Genomic DNA, 13,072 nt, shown 5'->3' with positions numbered 1-13,072 from the left:
CATCCCTCTGGGGAGGGTGGCCTGACACCTTGTACGAGTTGGCCTCCCAGCTTGCTGCTCGGATATTTGAGTCTAGGCCCAGGCTTAGGGCTAGGACGCTCCTAGCACTGGCCTATGCGGCAGCCATATGCAGGATTGAAGGCTGCGACGCTACTCAAGCAGCTGCAGCTACTGTGGCAATTGTAGAACCCGGCGAGGCAGATAGGCTCAAGCCAGCATATCGGAGTGTTGCTGATCGCGCCGCCGAAGAGGCTGCCGATGCTGCGCTCCGTGCACCACAAGCTAGTTATACAAGGGTAGCACTGGATGCCGACGTACTATCCCGTATTGGTGCTATATCCCTCCTCACCGGGGAGCCTGCTAGGAGCTTCTCAGAGCTACTTTCAGTTACGGCAGATGCGCTAAGCTATGCAGTAGCCTCAGACTACATACTCTACACAGCTGCTGCAAAAAGGCTAGCCTCAAGACTGAAGCCACACACAATGGCCTATGCTAAGTGGCTTGTCGAGGAGCTGCAGGAGCTAGGACTGCGCACCATACTACGAATTGAAGCAGTATATGAGGGACACATAGCCTACCTGGATCTCTTAGAGTGCCCCTGCGGTGGGAAACCAGAGAAGATGGCTACCTTGAAGCCCCTGCCAAACTGTGTAGAATATAGTGTATCGTATACGTGTAGGAGCTGCGATGAGGAATATGGATTCAAGATATGCATACCCGAGACAACGAGAACGAGGTAGTTAGTGAGATACTCTAAAAACCATGGACACGATGGGCTAGGGGTTTCTAGTTGCGTGCTACTGGGCTGCCTTTGTCTTTAGCTCGTTCACAGCCTTTACGATCTCCTCAACTAGGTTCTTAGCCTCGCCCGGGTCTATGATGCAAGCGCTAGCTGCTGCAACCTCTATGCCTGCAGCCTCGCCTAGCCTCTTCTTGCTCGGTACATAGACGTAGGGTATCTTCTTCTCCTCGCAGAGTAGTGGTAGGTGAGCAACGATCTCTGGTGGGTCTACATCCTCAGCTATGAGTACTAGCTTTGCTAGGCCGCGCTCGACACACTTAGTGGTCTCGTTGGTGCCCTTCTTTATCTTGCCAGTCTTCCTTGCTATCTCTAGTGCCTGGTAGGCCTTCTCTGCTAGCTCTGGTGGAACCTCGAACCTAACATAGAACGGCTTGCTCATGGCTCATCCTCCTCCCGGGGCTCGGTCGTCGCCCCTCCATAGTACGCTTAGGGCTCTAGGCCTGGAAGGGTTTACAAAACTAGCGGCCCCACTTTGAATGAAAGCTTCTTCTCAGTCATGAGCATAGATGAGCACTACCTTCCTTACTTTCCCCTTTTCGTCTGTCTCGACGCTATCAACCCGCGCAAATCCTATGCGTACGAGCTGTATTATTTCGCCCGGTTTCAGCTGGGCTGCTGCTGGTTCTGCGAGGCCACGCTCCTGTACTAGGTCTAGACCTTCCGGCTTCAACACTTCAACTGCAATGTTATCCGTGGCTGGCACCCACTGTATTATGGGCGCGTTATGCTGCCTAGCCTCATCAACTGTTAAGCTGTGATAGCGTGCCCTTACACGTCTAGGTGACGCCCCTAGAACCTCTATGTTGAAGGCTTCCATTAGCCTCACAATGTTGCCCTTGGCAAGCTGCACTGCATCGCTCTGGGACACGTATATGGTTGCCTTAGGCCCGGCAAGCTTGACTATTCTCTCGCCAAGCTGGCCTGAAGGATGGAAAGGTATTCTGAACTCCTTCTCCCTCCACGGCAATCCCTCAACCTCTACTGGTACAGGACTCAATGCAGCCATTATCCTCTTGGCACGTGGATCGATTATCGATCTGTTTATCGCTGCTAAGTTGTCATAGCTTATACTTGCATCGGTATATTTTACGCCGACCTCCATTATTAGCTTCTTTATAGCTTCCGGCACAATCCCCCGACGTCTAAGCCCTGCAATCGTTGCAAAGCGTGGGTCATCAATGCCCCTACTTATGCCTGCATCGAGAAACCGTTTTAGCGTAGACTTACTCATTATGAAGCCTTCAAGCTTAAGCCTTCCAAAGTGTACTACGTGAGGATAGCTCCAGCCTAGGTGCTTGTAGAGGAACTGTTGTTTAATTGTGTTCTGCATGTGCTCTTTTGCACGAAGTATGTGGGTTACACCCATTAACTTGTCGTCGACTGCTGCTGCGAAGTTGTAGGTCGGCCATGCTACATAACGGTCGCCTACTAGGGGGTGGGGATAGCGGCTGGTGTCTATGATGCGGAATGCTACCCAGTCACGCACGCTGGGATCAGGGTGCCGGGGGTCGGTCTTTACTCTTAGTACTGCTTCGCCTTCGCCAAAGGCTCCGGAGACCATTTTGTCCCATAGCTCGAGGTTCTCCTCGACACTGCGCTTGCGCGGCGGATAGTCCTCTAGCCTGCCTTCGTCTCGGTACCTCCTAAACTCCTCCGGGCTGCGGTCGTCTACGTACGCACCACCAACCTCTATTAGTTTCCTGGCTATGTCATAGTAGATGTGCATCCTTAGACTCTGTATGTACTCCTCGTCCCAGCGTATACCGAGCCATTTGAGATCCTCCCTTATCAACTCGTATGCCTCGGGTAGGGGCGTCTTAATCCTCGGATCGGTATCCTCAAAGCGGAGTATCATCTTGCCACGATACATTACAGCGTATTCGTAGGAGAGGAGAGCGGGTCTAGCATTGCCGAGATGTATGACGAAGTCAGGGTTTGGAGCGAACCGTGTAACCACCCGACCCTCCTCAGCATCAGGCAGTGGCGGTAGCTTCTTTTCCACAGCCTCCCTCCGCTTCTGCAGTTTCTTCTCGATAACCCAGCTATACTTCTCTTCCAGCAGCCTCTTCTGCTCCTCGAGGCTCAGCTTGTTAACCTCCTCCACGACCTCACGCACAATTGCTACTATCTGCTTGGCTTGTGGCCTTAGGTCAGGTCTTTCAGCCATTATCTTGCCCATTACTGGGCCTACCGCTGCCCTGCCACCGTGTCCGACAGCGTTAAGCAATGCATAAGCGCGAGCTAGCTCTCTAATCTCCTCAGGATTGTACTGTGACAGTCTGAACCACCTCCTCTGGCGCTATGAACACTATGTTCCGGTCTGGTGGGCCTTCAGGCGAGGAGTAAATGTATACAACAACACCCTCCACATGGCTACGTATATGCCGGACTTCAAACTTACGTGTAGCAATAAATCCTAGAGTTGAACCCTCCTCCACCCTGTCGCCCTCGCAAACGTGGATTACGACACGCATGCCTTCGAGAGGTACTGGTTCGAGGTAGCTACCAGCTTCTACGAGGAGGCCTTTCCTGTAGTCAGGCGGCAATACTACTATGAAGCTCCTCGTAGCTTTCTTTGCTAGTAGATCGGCTATCTCGTCGAGGAGCGTGCCATATATTGCTTTGCCAAAGCAGCGCCTACCGCTACACCTGTCTGTCCTCCTTGCGGTGGAGTCTACGAGTTCGAGATACTCGTCGCTACCTATACCCTCAATGTATATCCGGGGGATGTGATAGGGGGATCTGTGGCAGGATTTCTCTCCGGACTCCATCCCGGGAAACCCTTCAGCTACCAGGTTCTAGTTGCCACGAATTTTGCTAGCTCCTCGAGTATCCTACGGTAGTTGTTTTCGGGTACCGCACCCCGGAGGGCTTCTAGGGCACGGTCTATGTATTCTCTAGCCTTGCTCTCGGCGTAGTCTATCGCGCCGGATGCTACCACGAGTTTTGCTGCCTGCTCGAGTTCCTCTCTTGAAGCCTCTCTGTTTCCGAGAACCATTACTAGCTTCTCCCTATCCTCGTCCTCAAGGTTCCTCAAGGCATAGATTATTGGGAGAGTCTTCTTGCCCTCCCTTATGTCGCTATAGACGGGTTTTCCTAGCTCCTCCTCCTTGCCGACAATACCAAGAATGTCATCGCGTATCTGGAATGCTATGCCAAGGTTCTTGCCGAACTCTGCAAGCTTCTCCAGGGTTGCGTCATCACCCGTTGCTACTAGGCCCCCGAGCACAGCTGAGGCTTCGAAGAGTGCACCGGTCTTCTTGTATATCATTATTAGGTATTCATCAATGCTAACTTCGTCCTCCTCCTCGAACATCAGGTCCATAGCTTGGCCCTCAGCTATGACCGCTGATGCCCTGGATAATACTCTCGTGGCTCTTGCAACTCTGTCGGGCGGTATGCCTTTGTCGAGGGCGTCAGTGAGCGTTTCAAACGCCTTGGCAAAGAGGAGGTCGCCCGCCGTTATTGCTAGGGGTTCGCCCCAGACCTTGTGCACGGTGGGAACTCCACGGCGGAACTCATCGCGGTCCATTATGTCGTCGTGTATGAGGGTAAAATTGTGTACGAGTTCCACCGCTGCTGCGAAGGGTAGGGCGCGCTCAGCAGGCTCCCCGAGAGCCTCAGCAATGGCAACAACTATGGCTGGCCTTAGTCTCTTCCCGCCCGCCCTTATGAGGTGTAGGCCGGCATCATAGACCTCCTTAGGCTCGCCCTTCACCTTAGCGTATATGTAGCCGTCTACTAGGCTGGCAACTCGCTTCAAGTAGGCCACAACGCTCTCGGGTAGCTGGCCGGTCATAACCCATGCCCTCTGCCGGCTAGGCCCAGTTGCTACATGTCTCACCGGGCTTGAAAAGGAGTCTGGCACCGTTAAGGTAGAGATCCAGCTTTACTCCCCGAGCCTGGAGCCTCGATTCTAGCTCGGGACTAACGATTAGTGGTAGCCTCCTAGCCTCAGCGAGGCTGCTAGCACCCGTAAGGAATAGTGCCGCCTTGAACTCCATACCTATCCTCTCGAGGAGCCCTATAACACCGTCGAGGTCACCAACCGTATAGGCTCTTATTACTGGCAATGCGAGGCCGGCAATATCGGCGCCTAGCGCTATTGCTTTCGCGGCATCAAGCCCGGTTCTCACTCCACCGCTAGCTATTATGCATGAGTCTGGTGCTGCCCAGCGGGTCTCAACCACTGCTTGGGCTGTGGGTATGCCCCAGGACGAGAATGTTTTGGCAGCCTCTGCTAGGCCCTGGAGGCCTCGTATCCTGGCACGGAAGTATTCAACGCGTACCCAGCTAGTACCGCCAGCTCCTGAGACGTCGAAGAACCTTATCCCTCGGCCACGGAGCACATATACAACCTCGTAGCCTAGGCCATGCCCGGTCTCCTTGACTATTACGGGTTTGTCCAGCTCTCTCGCAACCTCGGCTACAAGGTCTATGGCGTTACGGAAGTCTACATCTCCCTCCGGCTGGAAAGCTTCCTGCGCAGCATTAACATGTATCGCCACAGCGTCAGCATCAATCATCTCTATAGCCCTCCTCACATGCTCAACACCGTAGCCTGCCACGAGTTGCGCAGCCCCAAGGTTTGCAACGAGGACCACATCACCACCCTCCTCCCTGGCACAATCCCTCGCAACACGGAACGTATACTCTAGCGATGGATCCTCTATTGCTGCACGCTGGCTCCCCACGCCAATTGCTATGCCTAGCCGCGCCGCCGCTCTAGCGATTACACAGTTTATCCTCGCAGCCACTGGGTGACCACCAGTCATGCCTGTAACCATTAGCGGCATGCTGAGCTGCTTACCGAGAAACTCTATGCTGGTATCAATGCTTGAGAGCGCCGTCTCGGGGAGCGCGCGGTGTACCAGCTCGACGTGTTCTAGCAGCGTGATCTTCCCTGGATGCTCAACATCACTGTCAACTGTTATCCTTATGTGGTCAAGCTTCCGCGTCTTTGTCTGCAAGGCCTACCGTACACCTCACATGATGCAGGACTTCCTAGGGGAGTATTTCAGTGCCAACCCCCGCTGCGCCCAGTACTGCTTGCTCTATGTTGTTCGGCTCCAAACCATAGACTATAACTACGCGGCTTAGCCCCTCACACCAATTAGCCCTTATGGCTTCAAGCTTCCTTCTCATACCACCAGTGACGTCTAGTTTGTCGGAACCCCCTACTGCCACCCTGTCTAGCTCGCTGAGCCTAAGCCTCGGGATAGGCCTACCATCCCTACCCAATACACCCGGCACGGTGGTGGCATAGATGACGCCGCTGGCTCCGAGAGCACAAGCCATTTCCATTGCTAGCTCATCGCCCGAGACAATGCAGGCCCCGCTGGAGCAGGGGTAGGCATCACCATAGACTAGGGGTATAGGACGCCCCCACTCATAACCCATGACTAGGCTCCAGTTGCAGGAGGGTCTTAGTCCTTGAGGTTTGCAGAAGCTGTGAGGCGGATATACCACAACATGTAGCCCATACATGGAGAACACGTCCGCAGCTAGAAGGCTAAGCTCCATCATAGCCCTGGGAATAGCTGACAATGCCTCACCAGCACTAACGCCTGCTTCTCCGAGAGTCTTAGCTACGTAGTGGCCATAGCTTTCACCGCCTATAACTATGCCTGCAAGCCTGCCCTCCCTATTGAGCCCCGCGAGAACCCTAGCAAGGTGGTGGAGTATGTCAAGGTTTGGCGTAAACGGCTTATCCTTCACGGTTACAACGCTACCGCCAAGCTTTACAACGTAAACTCCACCTTGTCTCCCAGCCCCGCCTCGAGGCAAACACCGTACACCCTCTGCAGCGATGGTGTCCACTTGCAGGGCCCCTCCGGCGTCTGGACGCCATAGAGTAGGTGGAATAGTGCGTTATCCACTCTCGAGACGAGCTGGAAGACATGGCTAAAGTCGCTACTGCGTAACTTCTGCACCGCTGCTACAACAGCCATCCCGCCGAGCCTCGTCACAGCAGCCATAACAGACTCATCGAGCTGCCTCGACATGTCCTCGCCTATATCATCCTCCCCGACAAGCTCAAGCTCGACCCTGGAACCCATACTCAATGGTACTGAGTCCTCGCCACGACGGTAGACTATGCTCTCACCACGGACTATCGCGGTCCTCATGGCATCTATGAAGTCTAGGCCGACACCTCCCTCCTCGTCTATGCTATTTGCAGCCTCTAGAACCTCATAGGGATCCATGCTGTAGCCCCCAGCCTCCGCGACACTAGCAACTATGGCTAGCGTTACAGCAGCATAGACCGAGGCCGGAGGTGGATACTGTAGACTACTGGGCAGCACAACACGCAGACTAATAGATACTGGCTGTTCGAGTCGTGCCGCCACTGTGTCCACGAAGGATTTTACTGCTAGCTCAAAACGCCAACCCAGACTAGCACCGGTAACGCGTGCCAAGGGCTTATCTGACTCCTCAACATCAACATCAACGCCTATGGGGGTGTTAGGAGTCACAAGGACTATGTAGGGATTGCTGCGCCCGGGAATAGGTACGCCAGCGAACACAAGTGCCAAGGGGAACTCGTACAAGGCTCCTCTGCCCGCCGAGGCCCCTATCGCTAGTAGACTCTTATAGCGGCATAGCCAACAACGCTCTTCTTATCACCTGCTACATCGCCGCTAGTAGCGTATTTCAACAGTTCAACTCCACGAGCGTCGCGGAGCCTCGCGTAGTATATCAGCGCCATTGCCGCGGCCGGACCACACATCGAGACCGGCGTGCTGGTTACAATCCTGTATAGCTCCTCAGCGTTAAGCGAGATTATCGCATCTATAACCTTCTTATCCTTCTCGACAGCAGCCTCGTAGGGCTCATAGTGTGTAAGATTGCTCGTAGCTATGAAAACCACGTCTCTCCCCGTCTTCTCCACAGCCTCAACGAGAGCCTCCGCAATGTCTCGAGCAACTTCGGGTGTTTGCTCATAGACTACCACAGGTAGTATCCTAACCCGTGCATTGAAGAGGTACTGGAGGAAGGGTAGTTGAACCTCGACACTATGCTCGTATAGGTGAGCCTTCTCGTCAAGCTCGGCGTACGAGCTAGCCTTAACTAATACTCGTGCAAGCTCAGTGTCGACCTGTAGCTCGCCCAGTGGCGTAGACCAGGCTGTTCCCGGGTAAACCGACACGCTAGCGCCGAGGCCTGTGTGGTTAGGACCTACTATCACGTAGGTCTCGGCAGAGCCCTCCAAGGCCATTTTAGCGTAGGCGTGGACTGCTATTGGGCCGCTGTACATGTAACCTGCGTGTGGCACGAGAAAGCCGAGGCTTTCACGACGCCTCTCACTACTAGCCTCCGGTACATAGCCGGGCCCCAGGGGGTGCCGGAAGGCAGCCTCTATCTGCGCCTTTAGAGCCTCTGCATCAGCCTCGTAAAATAAGCCTGCAACGGCTGGAAGACGGCGGCCAGCGATGATCCTGCCAGCGTAGCTGGCCAGGACTAGCCACCTCACCCAGCTAGGAATAGAGAAGGAGGAGCACTACAAATCGGCTGTGCGAAAGTATCGGCCTACTAGCTAGGGAGAAGCGCTGTTCCATGCTAGTGTCTCCTAACCTTGAACTCAAATGCTTCCGGCGGCTCGGGTAGATCCTGATCCTGCGGTATCTTGCCCTGCTCTCTTAGTATTTCACGGGTGAGTATCCAGTAGACTAGCGCTAGGCTCTTCCTACCCTTGTTGTTGACAGGTATCACAAGGTCTATGTTCTCTACACGGTTGTCGGTGTCGGTAAGTGCTACTACAGGGATGCCCATGCGCGCGGCCTCATCCACTGCCTGGCTATCAGCACGCGGGTCCGTGACCACTATGACGTCAGGCTCTACGTACCACTCTAGGCTCGGGTTGGTAAATGTGCCAGGCAGTATCCTGCCAGTTATCGCCTTGCAGCCTATATATGTGCAGAATTTCTGGACAGGCCTCTGACCGTACTGACGCACAGATACCGCTACTATCTTGGAGGGCTCAAACCTAGCGAGGAACTTTGCTGCCACCCTTAGCCTCTCATCAGTCTTCCTTATGTCGAGGATGTAGAGCCCGTCAGGCCTAACCCTGTACACAAACTTCCTCATATATGCTGTACAAATGTGTGTACCTATGTGGACTCCCGCCGAGAGGTAACGCTCAAGGGGTACGAGTAGCTCTACCACCTTACCCCCGATCTCTACCTGCTGCCTCCCATACTCCTGGCTCATCTTCTAGCCCCCTCCACGCACCAAGCTGGACGGGGGGTTATACCTCTAGAGTACACGCTTAAACTTGCGAACCTCATAGATGGCTGGAACGTGAGCCAGTAGGGTCTTCCTACAACAGTACCTTTTGACACCAAGTTCATCAAGCACCTTCCGGGGATCTTCGCCCCCCTCAACGCGGCTACGAAACTCCTCCCAGTACTGAGCAAGAGGCCTACCACACGTAAAACAACGCATAGGAATAATCATAGTGTTTCACCTATAGCTCTTCTGCCACCTTCTCCTAGCACTCCTCCTCATAGGCTTCTCCGGCTCCGTCTGTCTCGGATCACCAGCTATCATTGAACGGTCGAACTCCTCGAATATGTCGCGCAACTCCTTGCTGCCCGTGTAGGCTACGAGGCCTCTTGCAATAGCCATTCTTACAGCGTCAGCCTGGCTCATGACGCCGCCTCCGTACACACTAACCTTTATATCAACACTGTTGACTATGTCCTTGCCAGCTAGTAGGAGCGGCTCCATCATCTTCCAGCGGGCCATCTCTATGGGCCACAGCTCTATCGGCACACCGTTAACCCATACACGCCCTTTGCCCGGCTTGACGACCGCCCTAGCTATACTGGTCTTCCTCTTACCCACAGCTATGACTATCTTCACAGGCTTCTCAACCTGCACATATGCACCAAGCAGCCTAGGCTGCTGCACCGCCACCTGCTGAGCCTCCGCGCTCAACTCCTAGACCGCACCCCCTTCCATCCAAGCCTCTGAGCTAGCTCGCCTACACGTATAAACTTGTGACCCAGTCTACGTGCATCCGCGAAACCGAACCGTATAAACTGCTTGTTCTTCAACTCCTCCGGCACACCAATGTATACCTTGAGCCTCCTCATAGCCTCGCGACCCTTCTGCTTGTTCTTCGGCAGCATACCATAGACGGCCTTCTTGACTATTGCTATTGGGCTCCTTGGCCTGTGCGGGCCCCACTTGTAGGGGTTAACGTGTACCTTGATCTCCCACCAGATCCTGTAGCCGCGGAACACCATTAGAGGATCGCCGCTTATCACAGCTTTCTCAGCGTTCACAATGTAGACGCGGTAGCCCTCTAGGAGCTTCTTAGCTACCTCAGCAGCCATCCTACCTAATACCTGGTCAGTAGCATCCACGTAGAGGACCCTCTCCGGAGGCTTTGGCGCTACAACCTTAACCGTGCCCATAACCGTACACCCCAGCCCACACCATGACGGGAGGCTAGATTATAATTTTGACCTTGCTGCCGCGCGGATTCTCCTCGATGAGCTGTAGTATGTGCATTATCCTGCCGCCAGCAGAGACTATCTTCCGGGCTGCCTCCTCGCTAAAACCTAGAGCTGCCACAGTTACAGGATGGTCTATGCTGCCGGCACCGAGAACCTTGCCTGGTACGACAACGACGTCTCCGGGCTCTGTGTAGCGGTTAATCTTACTCACATTGACTACTATTCTCAGCCTTCGGGGCCTTTCGATAAGCTCCGCTACATACCTCCATATTGGCGCCTTGTTTCTGTGGGCTGCACTGCGTAGCTTACGTATCGTCATTCTTACGAGTATGTTTGTTGGCCCCGTCCTCTTCGTGGTCTGCACCGCTGCTCACCCTAACCTTGCTCCCGGCGTAGCTCAGCTAGCTGGGAGAGTAGGTTTTCAGCCTTCCTCACAATAGCTCTAGCAGCCTCCCGCACAATATCCTCTGGTGGGAGGGCGCCGGTAGACTCTATCTTCAGTATGAATCGTTTATCGTCGTAGACTAGCTTTACGCCTTTGCCACCACATCTTCTCTGTACACACCAGTATAGCCCAGACGTGTTCACGTCCTCGACCACAGCTATGCTGCCGCTGCGCATCTCCCTTATCTTTGCCGCTAGCTCGGGATAGCCCGACTCTATACAGCGGATGCACTCATCGCTCATCTCGTCGAGGTTAAACTCTAGTATTGGGAGGTAACGGTGGGCAGCAACGCTAACTGGCATCCACTTGGCATGCTCTCGGCCATAACCCAGTCTCGCGTATGCCTGCAGCCTCAGCCTCTGATCAGGGGCCATAACCACTATCGGCATATTATCGTAGACAGGGCGTACATCGGGGTCACTGGTCTCGAGGTCGCCGCTGTACACTATGCGCTCCTCTCGCGGCCCTGTCTCAACTTCGAGGCGTAGAACCACGTAACAGCTGGGGTCGCCCAGCTCAGCTTTCTCGCACTCCTCAGGCCTCTTGTACTTCTGTAGCGCCTCCTTGCTGGTTAGGGGTATTAGGCCTAAGCGGTGAGCTATAATCTCATCGTAGAGCACGGTGTTGTTTTCAAACACCTCGACAACATCTACAGCCATTACCGGCACATCGGAATAGGCTGCCCTGCGTATAGCATTTACTAGTGGGAGCCCGAACCCCTCAACGTAGAGTCGAATCGTCAGCCTATCCTTATCTAGTATGCACAGCCTCGCCAAGACGCAGCTCCCTAGCGCAGCAAGTCAGCCCAAGCCAAGTTATATTCCTGCATGCAGCCCCACAGAGGGGAGGCCGTGACAAAACCGGGTAGGCGGAGCAAAGAGTTCCGCGAGAAGCCAGGATACGGCTGGCGGTAAAATGTCGCCTGGCTAGACGCGGCGACCCCTCCTACCGCCAGGCCTTCTCGTTGTGTCGTGGGGCAGTGGCGTCACGTCCTCAATGCGGCCTATTATGAAGCCTGCTCTTGCTAGAGCACGTATTGCTGCCTGTGCACCCGGGCCTGGCGTCTTGGGGCCGTGGCCTCCAGGGGCTCTAACCTTGATGTGAAGCGCCATTATACCCCTATCCATGGCCTGCTGTGCTGCACGACTGGCAGCTAGCATTGCGGCGTAGGGGCTTGGCTTCTCGCGGTCAGCCTTCACGACCATGCCGCCACTAGTCCTAGCTACGGTCTCGGCGCCGGTGAGGTCTGTGATGTGTATTATCGTGTTGTTGTAGCTCGAGTATATGTGGGCTACACCCCACTTAATCTCGCGAGCCGAGAACACCACCGTGTATCACCCCTCTTCAGCTAGCTGCCTCCTCCTGCTGCACCTGCTCTTCAAGTCTACGCTTTGCATATGGGCTTGTGGGCGCGTAGTCGACCAGGTCCTCCTCGTCCTTCTTAACCAGGTAGCCTGGGCTACGTATCTTCCGACCAGCAATAGCTATATGACCATGCACTATGAGCTGACGTGCCTCGTAGATTGTCCTGGCTAGGCCCTTCTTGTAGACTATTGTTTGTAGCCTCCTCTCGAGGAAGTGCTCTGCTGTTAGGTTCAGTACGTCGTCAAGCGTTGCATTCTCCGGCAGCACACCTAGCTCATTAAGCCTTGCCAGCAGTGCCTTTTCTTCCTTTTCACGTACCTCGGGTGGGAGAGCTAGCAGCGAACGCGCACGGTGACGGAAGTAGCGAGCAAGAGTCTCAAGCTTCCATAGCTCACGCTTGTTACGCAGCCCGTACCTACCAACCAGTTCTAGCTCACGTACAAGCCTCTCCTTAATCCAGGGGTGCTTGGGACCCATCCACTTCTTACGGGGCTTCTTCGGGTCACCCACGGCTCACACCCCGAGATTACTTCTTGCCCTTCCTCACACCAATGGTCATACCAATACGGCCAGTTGTGGCTGTCCTCTGGCCACGCACCTTGAGGCCGAGAGCGTGACGTATACCCCTCCAGCTCCTTATCCTCTTCTCCCTCTCAATGTCACGCTTGACGTAATATATGAGGTCAGCACCCACTAGATGTAGATCCTTACCGGTCTCGTAGTCCTTCCTCCTGTTGAGCATCCATACCGGGATACCAATCGCTAATGGGTTAGCCATTGCCTTCTCGATCTTCTCTATCTCGGCATCGGTGAGAAATCCGATCCTCTTATTTGGATCAATACCTAGAAGCCTGCAGAGAGCATAAGCTAGGTTTACACCAATACCCTTAACCAGCGCTAGGCCATAGGGTACCTTCAGATCGCCCGGAATGTCAGTACCGAGTATCCGGACAATGTAACGGTACTGCTGCTCGCTCAGCACAACCACCCCCAGCA

At 54.4% G+C, this 13,072-nt stretch carries 18 protein-coding genes; 1 reads left to right on the top strand and 17 read right to left on the bottom strand.

Annotation, left to right across the window (positions count from 1 at the left end):
- Positions 1-29: 29 nt before the first annotated feature.
- Positions 30-740, top strand: a complete 711-nt coding sequence (locus HBUT_RS02825) for a hypothetical protein (protein WP_011821722.1) — start codon at positions 30-32, stop codon at positions 738-740.
- 57 nt (positions 741-797) lie between these two features.
- On the opposite strand, the gene rpl7ae is transcribed toward HBUT_RS02825, so the two are convergent.
- The 17 genes from rpl7ae to HBUT_RS02740 all read right to left on the bottom strand — a co-directional run bounded on the left by rpl7ae (position 798) and on the right by HBUT_RS02740 (position 13,058).
- Complete coding sequence (gene rpl7ae / locus HBUT_RS02820; RefSeq protein WP_011821721.1) at positions 798-1,181, bottom strand: 50S ribosomal protein L7Ae; 384 nt, start codon at positions 1,179-1,181, stop codon at positions 798-800.
- Between the two features lie 111 nt (positions 1,182-1,292).
- Positions 1,293-3,056, bottom strand: a complete 1,764-nt coding sequence (locus HBUT_RS02815) for a glutamate--tRNA ligase (protein WP_083756284.1) — start codon at positions 3,054-3,056, stop codon at positions 1,293-1,295.
- Between the two features lie 4 nt (positions 3,057-3,060).
- The gene (locus HBUT_RS02810) at positions 3,061-3,573 is read right to left on the bottom strand and encodes a DUF2118 domain-containing protein (RefSeq protein WP_011821719.1); all 513 of its coding nucleotides are present in this window, start codon (positions 3,571-3,573) and stop codon (positions 3,061-3,063) included.
- A 17-nt stretch (positions 3,574-3,590) separates the two neighbouring features.
- A complete protein-coding gene (locus HBUT_RS02805; protein ID WP_011821718.1) occupies positions 3,591-4,601 on the bottom strand; it encodes a polyprenyl synthetase family protein in 1,011 nt (336 codons plus the stop codon).
- A 19-nt stretch (positions 4,602-4,620) separates the two neighbouring features.
- On the bottom strand, positions 4,621-5,772 hold the full coding sequence (gene fni / locus HBUT_RS02800; protein ID WP_011821717.1) for a type 2 isopentenyl-diphosphate Delta-isomerase: 1,152 nt from the start codon (positions 5,770-5,772) through the stop codon (positions 4,621-4,623).
- A gap of 34 nt (positions 5,773-5,806) precedes the next feature.
- Positions 5,807-6,589 carry an amino acid kinase family protein gene (locus tag HBUT_RS02795; RefSeq protein ID WP_011821716.1) on the bottom strand — a complete coding sequence of 261 codons (783 nt, stop codon included), beginning with the start codon at positions 6,587-6,589 and terminating at the stop codon, positions 5,807-5,809.
- On the bottom strand, positions 6,544-7,353 hold the full coding sequence (locus tag HBUT_RS09685; protein WP_011821715.1) for a hypothetical protein: 810 nt from the start codon (positions 7,351-7,353) through the stop codon (positions 6,544-6,546). The genes HBUT_RS02795 and HBUT_RS09685 overlap by 46 nt, the downstream gene beginning before the upstream one ends.
- Positions 7,354-7,382: 29 nt before the next feature.
- Entirely contained in the window at positions 7,383-8,276 is an 894-nt protein-coding gene (gene amrB / locus HBUT_RS02785; RefSeq protein ID WP_011821714.1) for an AmmeMemoRadiSam system protein B, read from the bottom strand.
- Between the two features lie 86 nt (positions 8,277-8,362).
- A complete protein-coding gene (gene rpsB, locus HBUT_RS02780) occupies positions 8,363-9,013 on the bottom strand; it encodes a 30S ribosomal protein S2 (protein ID WP_011821713.1) in 651 nt (216 codons plus the stop codon).
- 45 nt (positions 9,014-9,058) lie between these two features.
- Entirely contained in the window at positions 9,059-9,259 is a 201-nt protein-coding gene (locus HBUT_RS02775) for a DNA-directed RNA polymerase subunit N (protein ID WP_011821712.1), read from the bottom strand.
- 6 nt (positions 9,260-9,265) lie between these two features.
- A complete protein-coding gene (locus tag HBUT_RS02770; RefSeq protein ID WP_048061714.1) occupies positions 9,266-9,685 on the bottom strand; it encodes a 30S ribosomal protein S9 in 420 nt (139 codons plus the stop codon).
- Positions 9,686-9,738: 53 nt separating this feature from the next.
- Positions 9,739-10,224, bottom strand: coding sequence for a 50S ribosomal protein L13 (locus tag HBUT_RS02765; RefSeq protein WP_011821710.1), 486 nt, complete (start codon positions 10,222-10,224; stop codon positions 9,739-9,741).
- A 34-nt stretch (positions 10,225-10,258) separates the two neighbouring features.
- Entirely contained in the window at positions 10,259-10,630 is a 372-nt protein-coding gene (locus tag HBUT_RS02760; RefSeq protein ID WP_011821709.1) for a 50S ribosomal protein L18e, read from the bottom strand.
- Between the two features lie 11 nt (positions 10,631-10,641).
- Positions 10,642-11,487, bottom strand: coding sequence for a DNA-directed RNA polymerase subunit D (locus tag HBUT_RS02755; protein WP_011821708.1), 846 nt, complete (start codon positions 11,485-11,487; stop codon positions 10,642-10,644).
- A 150-nt stretch (positions 11,488-11,637) separates the two neighbouring features.
- On the bottom strand, positions 11,638-12,039 hold the full coding sequence (locus tag HBUT_RS02750; RefSeq protein ID WP_011821707.1) for a 30S ribosomal protein S11: 402 nt from the start codon (positions 12,037-12,039) through the stop codon (positions 11,638-11,640).
- 16 nt (positions 12,040-12,055) lie between these two features.
- Positions 12,056-12,586, bottom strand: a complete 531-nt coding sequence (locus HBUT_RS02745; RefSeq protein WP_011821706.1) for a 30S ribosomal protein S4 — start codon at positions 12,584-12,586, stop codon at positions 12,056-12,058.
- Positions 12,587-12,602: 16 nt separating this feature from the next.
- Positions 12,603-13,058 carry a 30S ribosomal protein S13 gene (locus tag HBUT_RS02740; protein WP_011821705.1) on the bottom strand — a complete coding sequence of 152 codons (456 nt, stop codon included), beginning with the start codon at positions 13,056-13,058 and terminating at the stop codon, positions 12,603-12,605.
- Positions 13,059-13,072: the final 14 nt, after the last annotated feature.

Origin of the sequence: Hyperthermus butylicus DSM 5456 (genome assembly GCF_000015145.1) — an archaeon.
Classification (GTDB): Archaea; Thermoproteota; Thermoprotei_A; order Sulfolobales; family Pyrodictiaceae; genus Hyperthermus; species Hyperthermus butylicus.
Note: the sequence above shows the minus strand (reverse complement) of the source record. Positions and strands in the feature narration are given on the sequence as shown.